At 30.3% G+C, this 22,787-nt stretch carries 25 protein-coding genes; 19 read left to right on the forward strand and 6 right to left on the reverse strand.

Features of this window, described 5'->3' with window-relative positions; translation table 11 throughout:
* Positions 1–148: 148 nt before the first annotated feature.
* From P2G10_RS00535 to P2G10_RS00560, 6 genes are all read left to right on the forward strand, one after another.
* Positions 149–1,138 (forward strand): bacteriophage abortive infection AbiH family protein, encoded by a 990-nt coding sequence (locus P2G10_RS00535; RefSeq protein WP_275314761.1) that lies wholly within the window; start codon positions 149–151, stop codon positions 1,136–1,138.
* Positions 1,139–1,798: 660 nt separating this feature from the next.
* Positions 1,799–2,458 (forward strand): PQLLE family protein, encoded by a 660-nt coding sequence (locus P2G10_RS00540; protein ID WP_218773022.1) that lies wholly within the window; start codon positions 1,799–1,801, stop codon positions 2,456–2,458.
* 60 nt (positions 2,459–2,518) lie between these two features.
* Complete coding sequence (locus P2G10_RS00545) at positions 2,519–3,250, forward strand: tRNA-uridine aminocarboxypropyltransferase (RefSeq protein ID WP_275314764.1); 732 nt, start codon at positions 2,519–2,521, stop codon at positions 3,248–3,250.
* A 39-nt stretch (positions 3,251–3,289) separates the two neighbouring features.
* Entirely contained in the window at positions 3,290–4,222 is a 933-nt protein-coding gene (locus P2G10_RS00550; RefSeq protein WP_275314766.1) for an NAD-dependent epimerase/dehydratase family protein, read from the forward strand.
* 111 nt (positions 4,223–4,333) lie between these two features.
* Positions 4,334–4,939, forward strand: a complete 606-nt coding sequence (locus tag P2G10_RS00555) for a MarC family protein (RefSeq protein WP_218773024.1) — start codon at positions 4,334–4,336, stop codon at positions 4,937–4,939.
* Positions 4,940–5,066: 127 nt separating this feature from the next.
* Positions 5,067–5,444 carry a DUF2200 domain-containing protein gene (locus tag P2G10_RS00560; protein WP_275314768.1) on the forward strand — a complete coding sequence of 126 codons (378 nt, stop codon included), beginning with the start codon at positions 5,067–5,069 and terminating at the stop codon, positions 5,442–5,444.
* 69 nt (positions 5,445–5,513) lie between these two features.
* Here P2G10_RS00560 and P2G10_RS00565 read toward each other — a convergent pair whose 3' ends face one another.
* Entirely contained in the window at positions 5,514–5,966 is a 453-nt protein-coding gene (locus P2G10_RS00565; protein ID WP_218773026.1) for a DUF1569 domain-containing protein, read from the reverse strand.
* 291 nt (positions 5,967–6,257) lie between these two features.
* Entirely contained in the window at positions 6,258–7,259 is a 1,002-nt protein-coding gene (holA, locus tag P2G10_RS00570) for a DNA polymerase III subunit delta (RefSeq protein WP_275314769.1), read from the reverse strand.
* Positions 7,260–7,362: 103 nt separating this feature from the next.
* Between holA and P2G10_RS00575 the strand changes: the two genes are divergently transcribed.
* The gene (locus tag P2G10_RS00575) at positions 7,363–7,806 is read left to right on the forward strand and encodes a type I restriction enzyme HsdR N-terminal domain-containing protein (protein ID WP_275314770.1); all 444 of its coding nucleotides are present in this window, start codon (positions 7,363–7,365) and stop codon (positions 7,804–7,806) included.
* A gap of 589 nt (positions 7,807–8,395) precedes the next feature.
* Entirely contained in the window at positions 8,396–9,394 is a 999-nt protein-coding gene (locus tag P2G10_RS00580; protein WP_275314772.1) for a glycosyltransferase family 2 protein, read from the forward strand.
* A 394-nt stretch (positions 9,395–9,788) separates the two neighbouring features.
* Here P2G10_RS00580 and P2G10_RS00585 read toward each other — a convergent pair whose 3' ends face one another.
* The gene (locus P2G10_RS00585) at positions 9,789–10,409 is read right to left on the reverse strand and encodes an L-threonylcarbamoyladenylate synthase (RefSeq protein WP_275314773.1); all 621 of its coding nucleotides are present in this window, start codon (positions 10,407–10,409) and stop codon (positions 9,789–9,791) included.
* 3 nt (positions 10,410–10,412) lie between these two features.
* On the reverse strand, positions 10,413–10,913 hold the full coding sequence (locus P2G10_RS00590; protein WP_218773032.1) for an IS1096 element passenger TnpR family protein: 501 nt from the start codon (positions 10,911–10,913) through the stop codon (positions 10,413–10,415).
* Positions 10,914–10,969: 56 nt separating this feature from the next.
* Here P2G10_RS00590 and P2G10_RS00595 point away from each other — a divergent pair, with 56 nt between their 5' ends.
* Genes P2G10_RS00595 through P2G10_RS00605 form a run of 3 tightly spaced genes read left to right on the forward strand, consistent with a single transcriptional unit; the run spans position 10,970 to position 13,281 of the window.
* Positions 10,970–11,386: a PaaI family thioesterase gene (locus P2G10_RS00595; RefSeq protein WP_218773033.1), complete on the forward strand. Its 417-nt coding sequence runs from the start codon at positions 10,970–10,972 to the stop codon at positions 11,384–11,386.
* Positions 11,387–12,238, forward strand: coding sequence for an alpha/beta fold hydrolase (locus P2G10_RS00600; protein WP_275314775.1), 852 nt, complete (start codon positions 11,387–11,389; stop codon positions 12,236–12,238).
* On the forward strand, positions 12,235–13,281 hold the full coding sequence (locus P2G10_RS00605; RefSeq protein WP_275314777.1) for an isochorismate synthase: 1,047 nt from the start codon (positions 12,235–12,237) through the stop codon (positions 13,279–13,281). The genes P2G10_RS00600 and P2G10_RS00605 overlap by 4 nt, the downstream gene beginning before the upstream one ends.
* 135 nt (positions 13,282–13,416) lie before the next feature.
* Here the strand turns inward: P2G10_RS00605 and P2G10_RS00610 are convergent, their stop codons facing one another.
* Both P2G10_RS00610 and P2G10_RS00615 read right to left on the reverse strand, forming a co-directional pair.
* Positions 13,417–13,794, reverse strand: a complete 378-nt coding sequence (locus P2G10_RS00610; RefSeq protein WP_275314780.1) for a PUR family DNA/RNA-binding protein — start codon at positions 13,792–13,794, stop codon at positions 13,417–13,419.
* 81 nt (positions 13,795–13,875) lie between these two features.
* Entirely contained in the window at positions 13,876–15,630 is a 1,755-nt protein-coding gene (locus P2G10_RS00615) for an ABC transporter ATP-binding protein (RefSeq protein ID WP_275314781.1), read from the reverse strand.
* Between the two features lie 161 nt (positions 15,631–15,791).
* On the opposite strand from P2G10_RS00615, the gene P2G10_RS00620 reads away from it, so the two are divergent.
* The 8 genes from P2G10_RS00620 to P2G10_RS00655 all read left to right on the forward strand — a co-directional run bounded on the left by P2G10_RS00620 (position 15,792) and on the right by P2G10_RS00655 (position 22,712).
* Positions 15,792–16,892 (forward strand): Glu/Leu/Phe/Val family dehydrogenase, encoded by a 1,101-nt coding sequence (locus P2G10_RS00620; RefSeq protein WP_275314784.1) that lies wholly within the window; start codon positions 15,792–15,794, stop codon positions 16,890–16,892.
* A gap of 77 nt (positions 16,893–16,969) precedes the next feature.
* Positions 16,970–17,908 (forward strand): transcription antitermination factor NusB, encoded by a 939-nt coding sequence (nusB, locus tag P2G10_RS00625; RefSeq protein ID WP_218773039.1) that lies wholly within the window; start codon positions 16,970–16,972, stop codon positions 17,906–17,908.
* A 38-nt stretch (positions 17,909–17,946) separates the two neighbouring features.
* Entirely contained in the window at positions 17,947–18,414 is a 468-nt protein-coding gene (locus tag P2G10_RS00630; protein WP_218773040.1) for a DUF1573 domain-containing protein, read from the forward strand.
* Positions 18,414–18,734 (forward strand): preprotein translocase subunit YajC, encoded by a 321-nt coding sequence (gene yajC, locus P2G10_RS00635; protein WP_275314788.1) that lies wholly within the window; start codon positions 18,414–18,416, stop codon positions 18,732–18,734. Before P2G10_RS00630 ends, yajC begins: the two co-directional genes overlap by 1 nt.
* 80 nt (positions 18,735–18,814) lie before the next feature.
* Positions 18,815–19,738: a YbbR-like domain-containing protein gene (locus P2G10_RS00640; protein ID WP_275314791.1), complete on the forward strand. Its 924-nt coding sequence runs from the start codon at positions 18,815–18,817 to the stop codon at positions 19,736–19,738.
* A complete protein-coding gene (gene coaE, locus P2G10_RS00645) occupies positions 19,738–20,328 on the forward strand; it encodes a dephospho-CoA kinase (RefSeq protein ID WP_275314793.1) in 591 nt (196 codons plus the stop codon). The genes P2G10_RS00640 and coaE overlap by 1 nt, the downstream gene beginning before the upstream one ends.
* Positions 20,329–20,437: 109 nt before the next feature.
* Positions 20,438–22,003: a sensor histidine kinase gene (locus tag P2G10_RS00650; RefSeq protein ID WP_218773044.1), complete on the forward strand. Its 1,566-nt coding sequence runs from the start codon at positions 20,438–20,440 to the stop codon at positions 22,001–22,003.
* A gap of 10 nt (positions 22,004–22,013) precedes the next feature.
* Entirely contained in the window at positions 22,014–22,712 is a 699-nt protein-coding gene (locus P2G10_RS00655; RefSeq protein WP_218773045.1) for a response regulator transcription factor, read from the forward strand.
* Positions 22,713–22,787 lie beyond the last annotated feature (75 nt).

The raw sequence follows: 22,787 nt of genomic DNA on the forward strand, positions 1-22,787 counted from the left end.
CGCCAAATATAAAATTTGGCATTTTCAACAAAAAAGATAAAAGCAAAATATTATATTTGGCTTAGTACTAAACCGAAACGTATCGCTTATCACCTGCCCTACGTTTCTTATACTGAACGTTAGTAACAAGGCAAAAAAACAACATAGATTGAAAATACTTCACATATTTGGAAATGGGTTTGATTTAAACCTTGGCTTAAAAACAAGTTATAAAGATTTTTACGATTATTATAAATCTATAGAATCATCGAACAATAGCATAAATAACTTAAAAACGAACATTTCAAACAATTATAAAAATTGGTCTGATTTGGAACTTGCATTAGGTCAATATACAGAGGAATTTAAGACAGTAGATGATTTTGACGAAGTCTTCGAAGATATTGGAGAACAACTTGCTGAATACTTAATTAAAGAAGAAAGTAAATTTGAACTAGCCGAAATTAATAAAGCAAAATTTTTTGAAAATCTTGTCAAGCCAGAAGTTTTTCTTCCTGTTGCTGACAACAATAAAATAAGAACTTATAAATCTAATTTTACTAATAACACTTGGAATGTTGACATTGTTACATTTAATTACACAAGAATTATTGAAAAAATCGTCGAAAATAACAAAAACATTCAAATTGGACATCATATAGCTAATCCAGGAAAAGTTACTCTTCGAAGAGTTGAACATATTCACGGATATGTTGATGATAGAATGGTTTTAGGAGTTAATGATATTTCACAACTAAAAAACAAAGCATTTCATCAAAATGTAGACGTACTTGAAGCCATTGTTAAACAAGAATGTAATCTAGCTTATGGACATACAATAGATAATCATTTTAAAACAAAAATAAAACAAGCAGATTTTATTTCGATATTTGGAACTTCACTTGGAGACACAGATAATTTATGGTGGGAATTAATAGGTGAACGTATTAAAGAAAAAAATATTCCAATTATAATTTTCACAAGAGGAGAAGAAGTAATTGCACCAAGAATAGGTTACAAAAATAATCGAACAAAAAGAGATATGCGAAATTACTTTTTAAAGAAAACTAAATTAACTAAAGAAGAGATTGAAAAAGTAAAAGACAATATATTTATAGCTTTAGACACTTCAATGTTTAAGGAAATAATAAAAAAATAAGCCCAGTTGCTAACACCGTATAAAATTAATTACTAATTCTAGCCTACTTACGAATCTATATAAACAAAAATAAAAAAGCTAAAAGGTAAATATCGCCCAACACTCAGATAAAAAAATCTTCCTTAAAAACACCTCATCAATATACCAAGCTCATATTACTATTAAATAGTACCATGAGCTTTTATACTTTAAAAAAAAGCCTTACCAATCAAATTTCACACAAATTGCGTACACCACACTGCCAAGCAAACAATAAGTTAATTCCGCATAACATAACAATTCGTTCATAACAAAAACCCCGGTGTATATATCCTAAAACAGCAACAACACAAAACCTTAATACCTATAAAACAACCAAATAACTATGAATAGCAAAAAACTATTTGTACCTTAACATCAAAATATTGCGTAAAAACACAATAAAGACGTAAAAAAATGCAACAAGAGCCATCAAAAATGCAATAAGAACGGTAAAAAACGCAATAAGAGTCTTCAAAAACGCAATAAGGGCAAGTAAAAACACATTAAGAGCCTTCAAAAACGCAATAAAAACAAGAAAAAACACAACAAAAACGGTAAAAAACAGAAAAAGACACATAAAATACTGGCGAGTAGCGCTAAGAGAAACGCAAATAGTATAGTAACCTTAAAAAAAGCAAAATGGGAAAAAAAAGAACATTAACTGAAGCAGAAACTTTAGAGCAATATCGTGTAGCATTCGAAAATGTAGAAAAACAAACAGAAATAGCCACTACAATGGCAGAGTTTGGCTACGAAGATGCACTTTTAAACGAAGGAAAAACCTTATTAACAAATGCGCGAGAAGCCTACGATGCCAACAAAACAGAAGATGACGAAACTACCATTGCCTACAACAACTTTTCTACCATTAAAGGCCAGCTAGAAACCGAATACTCCTTACATCGAAAAAAAGGAAAAGTAGTTTTTAGAAAAGATGAAAACCTATTAACAAAACTAGGCCTAACAGGCAGCTTACCTACCATATATATAAAATGGTTAGAAACCGTTAAGAAATTTTATGCCGTAGCTGCCGGAAATACCGAAATAGAAACAGCTTTAGCACGCCTAAAAGTTACACCTACCGAATTGCAAGAAACACGTACCTTAATAACCGTTTTAGAAACTGCAAGAGCCGATTATTTAAAAGAAAAAGGAGAAAGTCAAGATGCCACCAAACTAAAAGACGCTGCTGTTGGCGCTATAAGCGACTGGATGAGTGAATTTTATGCAATTGCTAAAATTGCTTTAGATGATAACCCACAACTTCTAGAATCATTAGGTAAATTTGTAAGAAGTTAAAAGCATATAAAACAAGCCTCTTAACTACTTTACACGAACCTAATTAAAAAGATAGTTATCTTGCAAGTTGATATAAAAAAACCAAGGATTAAATGTTACACATGTATGCGGCCTAACAGCACCTGCCTATGTAAACATCTTAATCCTTTTCATACCAATACCCGTTTTATTATTCTGATGCACCCCAAGGAGTACAGAAAAGAAAAAAGCGGAACCGGTCATATAACAAACCTTCAACTTAAAAACTCAGAGGTAATTGTTGGCATAGATTTTACCAATAATAGCCGCGTAAACCAAATACTTGCCAATAAAAAAAACAATGCTTTCTTGCTGTACCCTGGTAAAGACAGCTTTAATATCTCTACTAGAAAAAGTGTCGAAATAAATTCCTTTATGGGCAATAATCCATACATTTTTATTCTTGATGGCACCTGGCCTTGCGCTCGTAAAATGCTTAAACTAAGTACCAACTTGCAACAACTAAAAAGAGTGAGTTTCGATAATAACATTAAATCAAAATTTATAATTAAGCAGCAGCCAGCAGCGCTTTGTCTTAGCACAATTGAGTCTGTTTACACCGTAATAAATCTACTTAACAAGGGTAATTTAGAAAAATGTGATACAAAGAACTTCTTGCTTCCTTTCGAAAAAATGATAGACCATCAACTCGAATATGCACTAAATCCTAATAATAAAAACGATGGTGTTACCACAAATAAAGAGATGATTACCAAAAACATCTACAAGAAAAATACCGAAAGAAATGTTATTTTCGAAAAAGAGCAACTGTAAGGACGACAACGAATAGCAAAATTTAAAAATTGATAAAATATGCAAGTAATTTTAGGCGCTAACGGAATAATTGGTGAGGAATTGGCAAAAGAATTAAGAACCAATTATACCAACAACATAAAACTAGTGGGACGAAACCCTAAAAAAGTGCATCCGAACGATATTTTATACAAAGGGAATTTACTCAACTCAGAGGATGTAAATAAAGCTTTGGTAAATGCTGATATTGCCTACATGACCGTTGGCCTACCCTATAAATCTGATGTTTGGTTAAGCAATTGGCCCAAAATAATGCAGAATGTAATTAATGCTTGCAAGGCCAACAATTGTAAACTCGTTTATTTTGATAATACATATGCCTATCCGCAAGACACAAAAGTTCAGAAAGAAGACACCCAGTTAAATTCTGAAGGCAAAAAAGGCATTGCTAAAAAAATTACGGCACAACTTTTACTAAAAGCAATAGCAAAAAAAGAAATTGAAGCGGTTATATGCCGAGCTCCTGAGTTTTATGGTCCTGGTAAAACAAAAGGAATAACAAACACTCTTGTTTTCGAAAAACTAAAAGCCAACAAAAAACCTAAAGTATTACTAAACGACAAGGTATTACGGACTTTAATTTACACACCAGATGCTAGTAAAGCAATGGCACTAATAGCCAACCACCCCGAAACTTATGGTCAAACTTGGCACTTACCTTGCGATGATAACCGACTTACTTATAAAGAAATTATCAGCGAAATCTCCAAGCAATTAGGGCGTACTATTAAATATGATGTCTTAAATTCGTTTGTATTAAAAATAGCCTCTTTTTTTAGTAGTAATAGTAAAGAAACACAAGAATTACTGCCTCGTTACACCATCAATAATATCTTTGATTCTTCTAAGTTTAAGAATAAGTTCCCCGATTTTAAAGTAACTTCTTATCAAGAAGGCATTAAAACGATCATTAAGGATTATCAAATTAAATAAAACATCAAACAAAATTATCAATTAATTTACTATCAATACGATTAGTCCTTAAATTTGTTATTTATAAAGAGCGTCTTAAAACTTGCGCTACTAAACCCGAAATAAAATAAAATGGTAGAATTTTTAACTACAATCTTTTTTGTTTTTGCAGTAATTGACCCAATTGGTTCAATACCTGTTTACCTCGAAGCGACTAAAGAATTTGATTTACATCATAAAAAGAAGATTGCTATTAGAGCAGCTGTAATAGCTTTTCTGATACTTTTATTTTTTATTATAATCGGACAACTTATTTTAGAAGGTATGTCTGTATCACTTGATGCTTTTCAAATTTCAGGTGGTGTAATTCTATTTTTGTTTGCTTTAACAATGATATTCGGTGATGGAAAACCTGAGCTAGAAAAAAACAGAATTACAGACTATAAACACGTTACCATATTTCCTATTGCAATTCCCTCTATAGCCTCTCCAGGGGCAATTATGGCTGTTGTTTTAATGACCGATAATCATATTTACTCAATTCAACAACAAGCTATCACCACGGTAATAGTTTTACTTGTAATCGGAATTACTTGTCTTATCCTTTTAGGAGCAAATCATTTACAAAAACGAATAGGTGATTACGGTATTACGGTAATTAGTAAAATTATGGGCCTTATTTTAGCTTCTTATGCAGTACAAAGTATATTAACTGGTATAAGCAGCTATTTTGGATAAAACATAAAAAAACTATAATAAAAACCTTGCTTAAAAGCTCTTATAACTTTTTTACTTGGTTTTAATAATCAAGTCATGTAGTAAATAACCTCTCGTGCAAACATAAAACAATTTAAATACAGTAAAAATGAAAGTTACCGCCGAAAAAAATGAGAAAGTTGCAAGTATGATCTTTGCTTCTATTTACCCGCTTTACTGGAATAGGTTAGAAAAAAATGGTAGAACAAAAGAAGAGTTTCATCAAGTACTCGAATGGTTTACAGGCTTTAACGAAAACAAACTACAAACGCTTATTGAAGAAAAAGTAACATTTAAAACCTTTTTTAAGCAAGCTACAATTCACCCAAACGCATATATGATTAAAGGAGTAGTTTGTGGATACCGAATTGAAGAAATAGCCGAAGAATTTGAACTATACAAACAATGCCGTCAAATGGAAAAACTGATTGATGAATTGGCTAAAGGACGTAAAATGGAGAAAATTTTACGAAAAGAAAAAAAATAAAACCTTACTACCAAAGCAACAATCTATCTTAGTTTAGCAAGAATAATTGTACCCGCAGCAATGCCTTATTTAAACGCCAAATTGCGTTAAATGGTGTTCTAAATGCTTGTAAAAAGAATTATTCCATTCTTGTTTTGTTAACTTACCAAAAGAGTGCGATTCTTTACCCTCAAAATACGCACCTCCTAATTCTTGAGTTTTAATTATAAAAGCTATCAAGCGTTTTCTTTCTGTTGTAAACTCACGTTCATCTGTAATGATAAATTGCGGAGCTGTTCTTCCGTTTTTAGTAAAAGGAGTTTCACTTACCACTGCCTTTTTTACAAACACCTTAAGCAACATTCTAACAACACCATTGGGTTTTGGATGTTTATCTGTATACACCATTTCGTAAGTAACACAACAATGTGCTAGCATTTCGGCAACACTCATTTTACCCCAACTTGGTTGACTTGTTGGAGTTAATTGTTCTATTCTATTAATTACCTCGTTAGTAACTTCTTTGTTAAAAATATTCTTCATTTTTATGCTTTTTTAGCTAGTAAAATAATATCTGAAATATGTGTGTAAATTACAATTAAACAATCTGATATACTACCTAAAACATAGAGTACCTGTACTTCATTGTACTTACACAATCTTTTAAAGGTTACTTATAAACAACTATCACTTTCAGTATACATTTATGCTACTAGAATTTATTTTAGATTAAACAATATGATTAAAAATATTAATTACTTTATCCGTTATAAACTTTTAATATACATCCTAATTCCATTCAAATAACTAGATAAGGTTTCAACAATTCATTTATTAATGCATTATCTTAAACAGTAATTCTTTTAAAATATCTGCATGAGATTGATTGGCTCCTACTCCCTTACTTTTTACATCTGCCTCTCTTAACAAAGCTATTACTTGTGATACTTTTCGCATTGGATAATTTTTTGCAGCCGAACTATAATCATCAACAAAAAACGGATTCACACCTAAATTCTTTGCTACAGAACCTTTTGATTTATCTTTTAACCCGTGATACATTAATAGTTGTGTAAAAAAACTATTTAACAACGAAATAGTCATTACTAACGGATTACTTTTAGGATTTTGCGCAAAATAATTAATAATTCTATTTGCCTTTACCACATCTCGTTGACCGATAGCCTTTCGAAGCTCGAAATTATTAAAATCTTTAGAGATACCGATATTTTCTTCAATATGCTTATCGGTTATAATGGTGTCTTTTGGTAAAACAGAAGTTAATTTATCTAATTCGTTTGCTATTTTACTTAAATCAACTCCCAAAAACTCTACTAACATCTGAGATGCTTTGGGCTCAATATTGTATTTCTTACCGCCTAAAACTCTACGAATCCAGTCAGCAACCTGATTTTCATATAATTTCTTACTCTCGTAAATCAATCCATTTTTAGCAATCGCTTTATAGGCCTTTTTACGTTTATCTAACTTTTTGTATTTATAATTAAAAACCAAAACCGTAGTTGGTTGCGGATTTGCTGCATAAGCCTCAATCTTATCAATGGTACGACTTAAATCTTGTGCTTCTTTTACAATAATCACCTGGCGATCTGCCATCATCGGATATCGTTTTGCTGACGAAACGATTTCATCAATAGAAACATCACGACCATACATTACTACTTGATTAAATCCTTTTTCAGACTCGTCAAGTACATTTTTTTCAATATAATCAGAAATTTTATCGATATAATAAGGCTCCTCACCCATTAAGAAATAAACAGGCTTAATGTTTCCTCCTTTTATATCTGCTATAATATTTTTAATTTCGTTCATAACTTTAAGTAAGGTATTACTTGGAAGAAAATAATACAATCTTTAACTTAAGATTGCCTCGCTTTGCTCGCAATGAGTTTCTATTTTTACATATATTTGAAACATGCAAAAACTGAATCTCCCTAACTATACATTCAAGCTCAAAAGTAACGAAAATAAGACGCTTATTTTTGATAAATGGAGAAAAAAATACTTGGTATTAACTCCAGAAGAATGGGTACGTCAACATTTTGTGCAGTTTTTAATTGATGAAAAAAAATACCCTGTTTCTTTAATTGCTCTTGAAAAACAACTAACCATAAACAACTTAAAAAAACGTACTGATATTGTTATTTTCTCTTCGGATGGAACGCCAAATATTATTGTAGAATGCAAGGCTCCGAAAATTAAAATAGCACAAGATACTTTCGATCAAATTGCACGCTATAACTTAAAGTTAAATGCTAATTACTTAGTTGTTACCAACGGATTACAGCATTATTTTTGCAAACTCGATAAAGAAAATGAAACCTATATATTTTTAGAAGATATTCCTGATTATAAATAAGTGGCTACTTTGAGAAGCCTCACCGATTAGTTATCAATACAAAGCTCTAAAAAAGAGTTTTACTCGAACTAACAAAACATTATAAAAAACAAACTGTCACTTCGAGTATTTTGAAGAATGAAAAATGTATCGAGAAGTCTAGTTAATTAGTTATCAATACAAAGCTCTAAAAAAGAGCTTCACTCGAACTGACAACACATTAATTATAAACAAACTGTCACTTCGAGTATTTTGAAGAATGAAAAATGTATCGAGAAATCTAGTTAATTAGTTATCAATATAAAGCTCTAAAAAAGAGTTTTACTCGAACTGACAAAACATTATAAAAAAACAAACTGTCACTTCGAGTATTTTGAAGAATGAAAAAGAGCATTGAGAAGTCTTACTTATTAATTCTCTATAAAAAACTCTAAAAAATAATTTCACTCGAACTGACAAAACATTGTAAAAAACAAACTGTCACTTCGAGTATTTTGAAGAATGAAAAATGTATCGAGAAGTCTTACTTATTAATTCTCTATAAAAAACTCTAAAAATAATTTCACTCGTTCTTACAATAAACAAATACATAAACTTTAAATTAGCTCTCTTGAAAACAGTAATCGTTATATTAAATTGGAATGGTAAAAAATTGTTAGAACAGTTTTTATCATCGGTCGTAAATTTTAGCTCGCAAGAAGCCGATGTTTATGTCGCCGACAATGCTTCTACTGATGATTCTATTGAATTTATCAAGCAAAACTACCCTACTGTAAAAATTGTAAAAAACAGTATTAACGGCGGTTATGCTAAAGGATACAACGATGCTTTACAACATATTGATGCTGATATTTATTGTTTAGTAAATTCGGATATTGAAGTTACTAAAAACTGGTTAACACCTATTTTAGCTACTTTTAAAACAGCGCAAAACACAGCCATAATTCAGCCTAAGATTTTAGATTTTAAAGATAAATCGAAATTTGAGTATGCGGGTGCTGGTGGAGGATTTATAGATTTATACGGCTATCCGTATTGTCGCGGACGTATTTTTAATCATTTAGAAACTGATAACGGACAATTTAACGACACTACTGATATTTTTTGGGCATCGGGAGCTTGTTTATTTATCCGCTCAGAAGTATATCACCAACTACAAGGTTTTGATGAAGATTATTTTGCGCATCAGGAAGAAATTGATTTATGTTGGCGTGCTAAAAACGAAGGTTTTGATATAAAATATGTGGGAGATTCAACTGTATATCATGTTGGCGGAGCAACATTGGAAGCTATCAACCCTAAAAAAACATATTTAAACTTTAGGAACAGCCTACTAAACGTTGTTAAGAACGTACCTAGAAAATGGTTTCTATTCGTTATTTTTTCTCGTTTGATTTTAGACGGAATCGCTGGTCTAAAATTCTTAGCAGAGTTAAAACCAAAACACACACTTGCTATTTTAAAAGCACATATTAGTTTTTACGCAAACTTCTTTAAATTTTTAGGAAAAAGAAAAAAACTACAAAAGAAAGTGGATTACAACAAACATACTTCTGTTGTTTGGCAATGTTATGCGCTAGGAAAAACTGCTTTTAAAGAATTGAAATAGCTCTTTTTTATTGATTTTTTTAGTAGCTTCTCTTTTTTGAGTTCATTATTAAACTTACTTAATAAACCGTTGTGATTCACTGGATGTGATTCCGAAATAAATTCGGAATGATGTAAAAAGTAAAATACTAAACGCAAAAGTATGTTCAACATTCTTTTGCTTATTATTTAGCAATTCTTACGCTATTGAATTCGTCAAACTGAACTTGTTTCAGGTTCACATAATAAGAACGTTCAGTATTGAAATAAATTCGGAACAACGTTTACGATACTCGGAAATTTATAAAAAAACTTAGCCCCGATTGCAGCATTTGTTTGAGCTCCTCGCAGAGAGCGAGTGCGAAAAGCGAGAAATAGCTTCAAATACCATTAATATATGTAATTCAAAAAGTTATTTATAGAATATCTAAACTTCCTTTTCCTTCACGAATTACTTCTGGTAAATCGCTTGTTAAATCGATAACTGTAGATGCGTAATTATCTCCGAAACCGCCATCTACCACAACATCAACTATGTTTTGCCACTTCTCGAAAATCAATTCAGGATCGGTAGTATATTCTATAACTTCGTCTTCATCGTGAATAGACGTTGAAACGACCGGGTTTCCTAAAGCTTCTACAATAGCTATCGCAATTGCATTATCTGGCACACGAATACCTACAGTTTTACGCTTTTTAAACACTTTTGGTAAAGAGTTACTTCCTGGTAAAATAAAAGTGTATGGACCAGGCAACGCTCTTTTTAAAATCTTATAAGTAGCTGTATCTATTTGTTTTACATAGTCTGATAAATGACTTAGATTATTACAAACAAACGAGAAGTTAGACTTCTCTAACTTCACGCCTTTTATCTTTGCTATTTTTTCTAATGCTTTTGTATTGGTAATATCACAGCCTAATCCATAAACAGTATCTGTCGGATAAATTACCAAACCGCCATTTTGTAACACTTTTACAATTTTAGCTATTTCTTTCGGGTTCGGGTTGTCGTTATAAAGTTTTATGAATTGTGCCATATCTTAAAATTTATCAAAATCGAAATCGTCTATATTTTCAAAATCATTAAAGTCATCACCAAATTCGTTATCTAAACTATCTGAAAGTTTATCTGCCTTAAATTCTTTTTCTGGTGCTTCGTCAGGAATTTCACCTACTGTTAAGATTATTTTAGATTCGGTAATTAGTTCGTCAGATTGCTCTACAACTTCCACATAAAACGTCCACATTTGTAAAAAATCATACACATATATAAGTTTATCATTCAAGCTTGGCAATGTTTCTTTTAAAACACACGTTGCCATTGATGTTTCTTCGCCTGCTTCTGCCATGTCGAATAACGGAATTTCTTCTCCTTGGTTCCAATCTTCATCGGTACGATAAAAAGAAGCCATTTCTTGTCCGTTAAAACCAAACGATTTAGCGATATCGAAATGTAAATCTTCTAATGATTTTATTTCATTAACCACTAATGTTCTAATTACATCTTTTTTGGTGTCTAATATTACACGTACTTTATACATTCTATCATTTTTAGTCGCCGCAAAAATACGTATTTTTGACTGAAAATTATAGCAAAATGAATAAGCAACAATCTCTCGATATACTTAACAGCTACAATAAAGATACTTTAATGGAAACTCTTAAAATTGAGTTCATTAATGTTGGTGCTGATTTTTTAACTGCAAAAATGCCTGTAAATTCAAAAGTACATCAGCCTTATGGAATTTTACACGGCGGTGCAACAGCTGCTTTAGCAGAAACTGTTGGTAGTTCTGCTTCTGCCTTTTTCTTAAATGATAAAAGTAAAATCGTTAAAGGGATCGAATTGAGTATTAATCATCTAAAGAGTAAAAGAGAAGGAGAAGTTTTTGCTACCGCGAAAGCGATTCACCAAGGAAGAACAACACATTTATGGGAGGTTAAAATTGTTGATGAAGAAGATAATTTGATTTCTTTATGCAAAATAACCAACATTGTTTTAGATAAGAAGTAAATGAAATTATTTAAGAAAATTTTTAAAATCACGGCGCTATTTTTCTTTTTAGCGCTTGTAATTATATATTACTTATTCTCTAGTTTCTCCGCGCCAAAACCTGACAAAAAAATAATTGGCAAGTTTATTAATAGTAGTATAAAACCTACAATAACACACGAAACCTTCGCTTCTTATAAATTCAGAAAGCTAACCATACAAAAAGATACTACATTGCCTACATTGGTTTTTGTTCATGGAACCATTGGTTCATCTACCGATTTTATTGAGTATATGACTGATAGTTTGCTGTTAACTAAAACGAATATGGTTTCTTATGACAGAATTGGTTACAATTATAAAGATTCGAACTCGGTACAAGAAAGCATTGCTTTTGAGCGTGATATGCTACACGATATTATTAAAAACTTACATCCTAAAAAAACAATTTTAGTCGGCTATTCTTATGGCGGACCAATTGCTTTAGCTGTAAAAAAAGAGGTAAAGAAAGTTATTTTACTAGCTCCTGCAGTTTATAGTAAAGTAGAACCGATGCCTTGGGCTATTAATTTTTACAAATGGAAAATAACGCGCTGGTTGATTCCTGCAATTTGGAAAGAGGCTTCTAAAGAGAAAATATCACATAAAAAAGATTTACAGTATTTTGAAAACAACTGGAAATCATCTCCTAATAAAATTTTAAGTATTCATGGAACCAATGATTGGATTGTTCCTTTTGAAAACTCTTTATTCTTACAAAATCAATTTCCTAAAGAGCAGTTCGAATTAACTACTATTGATAATGCTGGCCATGGATTAATATGGAGCAACTTTAAAGAAATTAAACAACAATTACTAAATCAATTAGATTGACTATATTTTTAAGCATAGAAAAAGCTCTCGAAAGCAAGCTCCCTTTTGTCGTTTATCGAAAACCGAATGCTACATTATTAAAAGGATGGTTTCAAAAAAACGATAATTTATATACTTCGAAAGAGTATACCGAAAGTGGATTTATATTTGCGCCTTTTGATGATAAAAATGCTGCTATTTTACTCCCTAAAGAACATTCTCTTTTTCACGAAGAAGAAGCCTTATTTAAGATTGATTTAATTGATGAAAATAATTTTGCTCATGATTATTCTTCAGAAAAATCACATATTCATTTAGTTGAAAAAGGAGTGAAAGCAATTGATGAAAATCAATTTAAAAAAGTTGTTTTATCTAGAAAAGAAGAAGTAAAAGCTACAGATTTTAACGCTATTAAAACATTTAAAAAGCTTCTTTCGAACTATCCAAACGCATTCACTTATATATGGTTTCATCCGAAAGTTGGAATGTGGTTAGGTGCAACGCCAGAAACTTTAGTACAAATTAAAGACAACAATTTTAAAACAATGTCTTTGGCAGGAACACAAGTTTTTAATGGCACAACCAATGTTTCTTGGCATCCAAAAGAAATTGAAGAGCAACAATTTGTAACCGATTATATAACAGATAAACTTATAAGTATTTGTAATAAAACAGCAAAAGGAACTGTAGAAACTATAAAAGCAGGGAATTTATTACACTTAAGAACTTTAATTTCTGGAGAAATGAATTCGGAAAATTCGACTTTAATAAAAAAACTACACCCTACTCCGGCTGTTTGCGGATTACCTTTAGAAACCTCTAAAACCTTTATTTTAAAAAACGAAAACTATAACCGAAGTTATTACACTGGTTTTTTAGGCGAATTGAATTTAAAAATTGATAAAAAAAACACTTCTGAGCTTTTTGTAAACCTTAGATGTATGGAAATTAAAGGCAACTCAGCATTTATTTTTGTTGGTGGCGGAATCACCAAAGAAAGTAACCCAAAAAGTGAATGGCAAGAAACTATTGCCAAAACAAAAACAATGAAAAAAGTTTTATAACTGTAAAAATAAAAAACACTAACCTTTAACAGTTAGTGCTTTTATGTGTAAATTGAATTTGAATTGATTTTTTTAGCGCTAACTTAAATACGAAATACGTTTTGTATTTAAGTTTTTGCTTCAGTTATCTTCTGTTTAAATATCATCGAAAGAAACGTCTGTAAAACTTTCTGCTGAAGCTACCTCCTGCTCTTCTCCTGTTGTTTCTTCTTCTTTTTTGTAATCTTTTTGGTGACGTTCACTTATTACTTCAGATCCTTTTTCGTTTACAATAAAGTCTGTTGCTTTATTTAGCATTTCTTTAAAGTCATAAAAATCTTCTTTGTATAAGTAAATTTTATGTTTTTGATAATGAAAAGAACCATCATCATGGGTGAATTTTTTACTCTCTGTTACTGTTAAGTAATAGTCATCTGCTTTTGTAGATCTTACGTCAAAAAAATAGGTTCTTCTTCCTGCTCTTAAAACTTGTGAAAAAATTTCTTCTTGCTCTACTCTCTCTCTCTCACTCATAATTCGTTTCTTAAATAATAATTGTTTACTTAAAATTGCTCAACAAATCTAACAAAATAATTGACTTGGCAATACGAAACCTTACATTTCTTTTTCTAAAAGTTGCTGTTCGTACAGCTCTTTATAATAACCTACTGTTTCTATTAATTGATTATGAACACCTTGCTGAATAATCTTACCTTCATCTAAAATAATAATTTTATCAGCATTTTTTGCTGATGAAACCCTATGACTAATAATAATTGTGGTTTTGTCGTTCGATACTTTTTCTAGATTTGATAGAATTTGTTCTTCAGTTTCTGTATCGACAGCAGATAAACAGTCATCGAAAATTAAAATTTTAGGATTTTTTATAATAGCTCTAGCGATTGATGTTCGCTGTTTTTGTCCTCCCGATAAAGTAACGCCTCTTTCTCCTAAAATTGTGTTATAACCTTCTTTAAAATCGACAATATTATCATGAATCACCGCATTTTTTGCTGCTGCTATAATCTCTTCTTCTGTAGCGTCTTCTTTTCCGAACTTTATATTATTCTGAATCGTATCAGAAAACAAAAACGGATCTTGTGGCACAAAACCAATTTGCCTTCTTACATCATATAAATTGCACTCCTTAATATTTATCCCGTCAATTAAAACCGCTCCCTCACTTACATCATACAAACGAGAAATTAAATTAATTATTGTTGTTTTACCACTTCCTGTTTTACCTAAAATAGCTAAGGTTTCTCCTTTTTTAATTACCAGACTCACTTTATTTAAAGCCGTAATATTAGTATCTTCATACGTTAAAGACACATCTTTAAATTCAATTTCTCCTGCAACCTCAGTCGTTACATCTGTAGTATTTACAATTTCAGGAATCTCTTCTAAAAATTCATTAATTCTTTGTTGCGAAGCTTCAGCTTGCTGCACCATAGAAGTTACCCAACCAACTACTGCTACAGGCCAAGTAAGAATATTTACATACATTACAAATGCCCCAATTGCTCCTAGTTGAATTTCGCCTGCAATGTATTGTTTACCTCCTATATACAGTACTATAATATTACTAAGACCTATTAACAAGATCATTAATGGAAAAAATAAAGCTTGAATTTTATATAGTTCTATGTTTTTTTCTTTACTCTGGTCGGCTATTTCATCAAAGGACGCAATTACCTCTTCTTCTATCGCGTAGGATTTCACCACATTAATTCCCGAGAAAAACTCTTGATTAAATGTTGTTAATTTTGATAAGTATTGCTGAACAATTGTACTACGTTTATTTATTTGCCTACTTAACACAAAAATAGAAACCGATAAAATAGGAAACGGAATCATGGTATATAACGTAAGTTTTGGAGAAATGGCATACATCTGAGAAAACCCAATTGCTAGAGATACCAGCATGTTTAAAGAATACATAATTGCAGGTCCAAAATACATACGAACCTTAGATACATCTTCACTAATACGATTCATTAAATCGCCGGTTCTATTCTTTTTATAAAAATTGTTAGATAAGCGTTGGTATTGCTGATAAATCTCATTCTTAAGATCAAACTCAATCATTCTCGACATCACAATGATTGTTTGTCGCATTAAGAAAGTAAAAAAACCACCCAATAAAGTTACACCTACTATCAATAATATATTATTAAGTAAAACTGTTTTTACTTGTGATAAGTCTGTAACCTTACCTAACTGGTAGTCTTCAACAATATTTAAAGAATCCCCAACAAAATCAGGGATTTTAAGTGTTAAAATTTTTGCTAATACTGTTATTAATACTCCTAATAATAATCTCCATTTGTATTTAATAAAGTACTTATTAAGATATTGTAATGATTTCAATTTAAAAATGTTTTTTTGTTAAAAATTAAGGTTTAAAAAGCTTTCTTGTTAAAGATAACACAATTTAGGTTTCTTTTTTTGCTTATGTTTTAACGATTTCTTATTTTTGCCCTCGAATTTTTGAGATTATTAAAACAACCTCAAATTAAAAAACAATACAAATGACATCAGAAATCATTGATACTAAAGACCTTAAGAATGACCCAGTATTTGGTCAGTTATCTTTTGACAATCACGAACAAATCGTTTTTTGCAATGACGAAGATACAGGTTTAAAAGCAATAATTGGTATTCATAACACAACTTTAGGACCTGCTTTAGGTGGTACTAGAATGTGGCAATATAATAATGAATGGGAGGCTCTTAACGATGTATTACGTTTGTCTCGCGGAATGACTTACAAATCTGCTATTACAGGATTAAATCTTGGTGGTGGTAAAGCTGTAATTATTGGGGATGCAAAAACTCAAAAAAATGACGCTTTAATGCGTAAGTTCGGAGAATATGTAAACTCTTTAAGTGGACGTTATATTACTGCCGAAGATATTGGTATGGAAACTCGCGACATGGATGTTATTCGCGAAGTAACGCCACACGTAACTGGTGTTTCTGAAGCTATCGGAGGATCTGGAAATCCATCTCCTGTAACTGCCTACGGTGTTTACATGGGTATGAAAGCTGCTGCTAAATATCGTTTTGGAACAGACAATTTAGAAGGTAAAAAAGTTTTAGTTCAAGGTGTTGGTCATGTTGGCGAAACTTTAGTAAAACATATTACTGATGAAGGAGCAAAGGTTATCTTAAATGATATAAACGAAGCTCGTTTAGAAGAACTAAGTAAAAAATACGGTGCAAACGTAGTTTTAGGAAATGATATTTACGGATTAGATGTTGATATTTATGCTCCATGTGCATTAGGTGCCACTGTAAACGACGAAAGTATTGCACAGTTAAAAGCGAAGGTTATTGCAGGTGCTGCAAATAATCAATTAGCAAATGAGTTAAAACACGGTAAATTATTAAGAGAAAAAGGAATTGCTTACGCACCTGATTTCTTAATTAACGCTGGTGGAATTATAAATGTATATGCAGAAGTTGTAGGTTACGACAAGGCTGAAAGCTTAAAAAGAACTGAAAACATCTACAATACTACCTTAGATATTTTTAACTTAGCTGATAAAGAAAGTATCACAACACACCAAGCTGCTTTTAATATTGCACAAGCAAGAATTGATGCTCGTAAAAAAGAGCAAAATAGCTAGATAAAAAACAAAAAAGTTTTACTTTTGCAGAGCGTTAGAAATAGTTTCTATCGCTCTTTTTTTTAAAGTTCTTTAAAATGATTAACAGAAGACATATTCGAGTTAAGGTAATGCAGTCGGTTTATGCAATGCAGCAATCGCAAAGTGATAATATTGTAAAGGAAGAAAAATTCTTGCAAAACAGTATTCAGAAAATGTATGATTTATATGTTCTTAACCTTCAGTTATTAGTTGAAGTTCAGAAATTAGCTCATAAAAGAATAGAACTTTCTAAAAAGAAGATTCTTGTTACCAAAGAAGACTTAAACCCAAACACCAAGTTTATTAACAACAAACTTATCAACTTACTTAACGAAAGTGTAAGTTTAGAAGGCTATGTTGAACTTAACAACCTTAATTATTGGGAGTTTGACAATGAATATGTACGTATTATTTTAGATGAATTACTAGAAAGTGATTTATATAAAAAATATATGATCACTACTGATGATTCATACGCTACAGACAAAAAATTTATTATCGAATTTTTTAAAGAAATAATTGCGCCAAATGAAAAATTAGCAGATTATTTTGAAGATAAAATGATTTCTTGGGTAGATGATATTCCTTTTGTAAATACCTGGATTGTAAAGTCATTAAACAAACAAAAAGCTCAGAATCCTTTTATTTTAGGAAGCTTATATAAAGATAGTGAAGACAAGCAGTTTGTATCTAACTTATTTACTAAAACGGTATTACATCAACATAAATATCAAGAAGATATTATAGATAAAACTCCGAATTGGGAAGTAGATAGAATTGCGGATATCGATATGATTATTATTAAAATGTCTATTACCGAATTTTTACATTTCCCATCAATACCTACAAGAGTTAGTATAAACGAGTACATAGAACTTGCTAAAGATTATTCTACCAATAAAAGTGGTTATTTTATTAATGGTGTTTTAGATAAATTATCTAAAGACTACCTTGCCTCTGAGAAGATGGTTAAAATTGGTAGGGGATTATTATAAAAATTATTATTTTTACAAATCAATTAAAATATATTAAAATGAAGAAAATAGCAGTAGCAATTGCATTTGTTCTTTCAACAGGAATGTTAGTTTCTTGTGGGCAAGAAAATGCATCATCTAAAGTAAAAAAAGAAAACGTAGAAAACGCTGAAAAAAGAGATGTTTCTATTAACGCAGGAGCAGCTTCTATATCTTTTGACAAGCAAGAATATAATTTCGGAACTGTTACCGAAGGAGAAGTAGTAAAAACTTCTTTTACAGTAACCAACACTGGTAAAGGAGATTTAGTAATTACTAATGCACAAGCAAGTTGTGGTTGTACAGTACCTGTTTGGCCTAAAGAAGCTATTGCTCCTGGAGATACCGGTGAGATACAAGTTAGTTTTAACACAAATGGTAAACCTAACAGACAGTCTAAATCTATAACACTAACGACCAACACAACAAAGGGTAGAGAAGTTTTAAAGATTTCAGGTATGGTAACTCCTAAAAATAAAGCGATATAATGTTTGCATCTATTTTTTTACAAGCAAGTACACAAGAAAGTATTATGAACATGCTTCCTTTTGTTGCCATGATTGGTGTTTTTTATTTTTTGATTATTCGTCCGCAGATGAAGCGTCAAAAAAATGAAAAGAAATTTCAATCAACAGTTCAAAAGGGAAGTAAAGTAATTACAAGTAGTGGTATTCATGGTAAAATTGTTGAAATTAATGATAATGACAACACTATTACTATTGAAACTGGTGCTGGAAAAATTAAATTTGAACGCTCTGCCATTTCAATGGAATTAAGCAAAAAATACAATACTGAAGTTAAAAAGTAATTAATGTATTTATTATAAAAAAGAGCGCTAATTAGCGCTCTTTTTTGTTTTTTATGTAGATTGCATAATATTTATAAACTTTGAAAAACATTTTTAACATCCCTAAAACTTTTTTCGGTTTTTTATTAGCCTCTATACTCTTTTGGTTATTAATAAATCTATCAAAAGAATACACTGTTGAGATAGCTATTGACACGGTGTATACTAATTTATCTATCGAAAAAACAATTATTGAAACTCCTATTAAAAAAATCCCATTACTTATAAAAGGAAGTGGTTTTAAATTGATTTCTACTAGTTTTTCAAATGATCAAGTAGTATTAAATTTAGAAAAAGCGAATAGAAAAAAAGATGTTGATTATTATTTTTATGCAGAAAAATTGCAATCAGAGGTACAAAGCCAATTAAAATCTGGTATTGAATTAATTAGTATTCAAAAAGATACAATTCCTCTAAAAATAGGAACATTGCATTCTAAAGAAGTTCCTTTAATCACCAATTTAGATATAAATTTTAAACTTGGCCATGACTTATCATCTCCCGTAATCGTAAAACCTAATACCGTTTTAATTTCTGGAGAAGAGTCTTTATTAAAGAATATATCTTTTTTAGAGTTAGAACCGATAAATTTAGACAATGTTGCAAAAAACATTAAAATTAACGCCTCTATAAATACTCCGCCAAATATTAAACCTAATATTACATCTGCTGAAATAAGTGTTTTTGTCGATAAATTTACGGAAGGTGAAATAGAGATTCCTGTTTCAATAAAAAACGCTCCTAAAGAAATAAATATTTTCCCTAAAAAAGTAAAAATAATCTACAAAGTAGGCTTAAAAAACTTTAATAAAGTAGATGCTAATTTATTTAAAATAGAATGTGATTATAATCAGGTAAAAAACAATAAAGCTACCTATTTAACGCCAAAATTAACAGAACTTCCAGATTCGATCTCTGTTGTTAGAATAGTTCCTAAAAAAATAGACTTTTTAATACATAACTAATGGTAATAGGTATAACAGGCGGTATTGGCAGCGGAAAATCAACTGTTGTAAAAATGTTTTCTAAATTTAAAAACATTGCTATTTATATTGCGGATGATGAAGCTAAAAAATTAATGAACTCTTCTATTGAGATTAAAACGCAATTAATTGCTGAGTTCGGTAAAGATGTATACTTAAACAACAACCTTAACAGACCTTATTTAGCTAATATTGTCTTTAAAGATAAGCAGAAATTAAGTGTTTTAAATACCATCGTGCATCCTATCGTTAACCAACATTTACAAGATTTCATCCTTAAAAACAATCACAAAGATTATATTTTATATGAAAATGCCATTTTATTTGAAAATGGAAGCAATACTTTTTGTGATAAAATAATTACTGTAACGGCTCCGGAAAAAATTAGAATTCAACGTGTTTTAGAAAGGGATAATACGACAATAGACGCTGTAAAAAGTAGGATTAAAAATCAATGGAATCAATCAAAAAAAACATTGCAATCTCATTATGTAATTGAAAATCTTACTTTTATCAAAACAGAAGAGCAAACATTAAATATTCATAATAATTTAACAAAAATCACTAGGTAACTTACATTTTTTAAATATTTTTTGTTAAAATTATCTTAATTTTTCAGTAACTTTGTTAATCTAAGTTAAAAGCAAACATTCCTTCATTTTATTGATTTATTTTTGAATAATGGGTAAGAAAATCTTCATTCTCATTGTTGTATTAATGAGTATTTCTTTAATAGGTATTATCGCTGTTCAAGTATATTGGATTAAGGATTCTATAAAGAGTAAGCAACAACAATTTGACAATAATATTAAAATTGCATTAGCAAAAACATCTGAAAGGATTAAGGATAGAGAGTACGCTGAATTTGTTCAGAACAACCAAGAATTTCTTAACGATAGAAAGTTTGTTTCTGAAGCTGAAATAGACACCTATTTATTTCAACAGATAGACACAACCAACAAAAGAAAATTTACGTTTGGCACAACACTTTTAGCTGAAAGCATAAAAATGCCAAGTGATTTTGTTAACAACGATTCTATTGTTGTTAAACGTTATACCGGTAAACAAGATTTTTATTCTTCGCAAGTAATTAAATCAACTAATAAAGATTTTAATTCTTTTATTGAAGAAAATAGTTTTTCGACCGTAAAAACATATCCGAAGTTTAATAGAAGATTAACTGAAGATATGCTTCTACAACGAAATAAAATTTACCCAATTAACGAACGCATAAGTAATCAAGAACTAAACAATACTATAAGAGAAGAATTGGTAAAAATGAATATTAATCAAGATTTTAAATACTGTGTCTATGAGGAAGGCTTGGCTACACAATTAAAATCTGGTTACTTTAATATTCAACCAAATGATGCTTATCATACTTTATTTGCAGATGATAATGGCAATAGTGAATACAAGTTATATGTAAAATTTCCTGATGAACGTAAAAATTTATTATCAGGAATGATGAAAATCTTAGGATTATCATTATTATTTATCGGTATAATTATTGCAGCTTTTTCAACATCATTATATCAATTAGTACGTCAAAAAAAGATTTCTGAAATAAAGACAGATTTCATAAATAATATGACACATGAGTTTAAAACGCCTATTGCAACTATAAACTTAGCTTTAGATGCGATTAAAAACCCAAAAATCATATCTGACGAAATAAAAGTAAAGCGCTATGTGCAAATGATACGTGAAGAAAACAAACGTATGCACGGTCAGGTAGAAAATGTTTTACGAATTTCTAGGTTAGAGAAAAATCAGATAGAAATTAGTAAGGATGCTACTGATATGCACGACACTATAGAGGAAGCTATTGAACATATTCAGTTGCTAGTAGATGATAAAAAAGGAAGTGTAACATCTCATTTTAAAGCAATATCAACAGAAGTGCTTGGTAATCAATTTCATCTAACTAATATTATAGTAAATATGTTAGAAAACGCCATAAAATACTCTGATGAAAGCCCTAAAATTGATATTTATACAGAGAGTACAAATAAATACTTTATCTTTAAGATAAAAGATGAAGGTATTGGAATGAGTAGAAATGCTCAGAAATATGTTTTCGATAAATTTTATAGAGAGCATAAAGGAAATATACATAACGTTAAAGGTCATGGTTTAGGATTGGCTTATGTTAAGGAAATTATAGACAGTCATCAAGGTACTGTTCATGTTGAAAGTGAAAAAGGTAAAGGAAGCTTATTTACAGTGAAAATACCGTTAATATAAAATCAAAAAAATGGGAAGCAAAAAAATACTTTTAGTAGAAGATGATCCGAATTTCGGAACAGTTCTTAAAGATTATTTAGCATTAAATGACTACAACGTTACACATGCTAAAGATGGGATAGATGGGTTAATCATGTTTAAAAACGGAGAATATGATTTATGTATTTTAGATGTTATGATGCCTCGTAAAGATGGTTTTTCATTAGCGCAAGACATTCGTGTTACCAATAAAGAAATTCCGATTATATTTTTAACCGCTAAAACATTAAAAGAAGATGTTTTAAGAGGTTACCAAGTAGGAGCTGACGATTATTTAAATAAACCTTTCGATTCTGAAGTTTTATTACATAAAATAAAAGCTATTTTACAACGTAAAGAAAACGAAAAATCTAGTGATACAGATGAGTTTGAGTTTAAAATTGGTGGATTCGATTTTAATTCTAAACTACGTCATCTTTCACTTAATGGTGGCGAAGCTCAAAAACTTTCACCAAAAGAAAGCAAGCTTTTAAGAATGTTGGCTGTTCATAAAAATGATTTGATGCCACGTGAATTAGCGTTAACAAAAATTTGGAGAGATGATAATTATTTCACTTCTCGTAGTATGGATGTTTATATTGCTAAACTCCGTAAATACCTAAAAGGCGATGAAAATGTTGAAATACTTAACATTCATGGTGAAGGATTTAGATTATTAGAAAAAATATAAGCACAAAATCATAAACTATTAATAAAGACTTCCTTTTCCCAGGAAGTCTTTTCTTTTTTATAAATTGTAACATTA

It is taken from the genome of Tenacibaculum bernardetii (genome assembly GCF_029125915.1).
Lineage (GTDB): Bacteria > Bacteroidota > Bacteroidia > Flavobacteriales > Flavobacteriaceae > Polaribacter > Polaribacter bernardetii.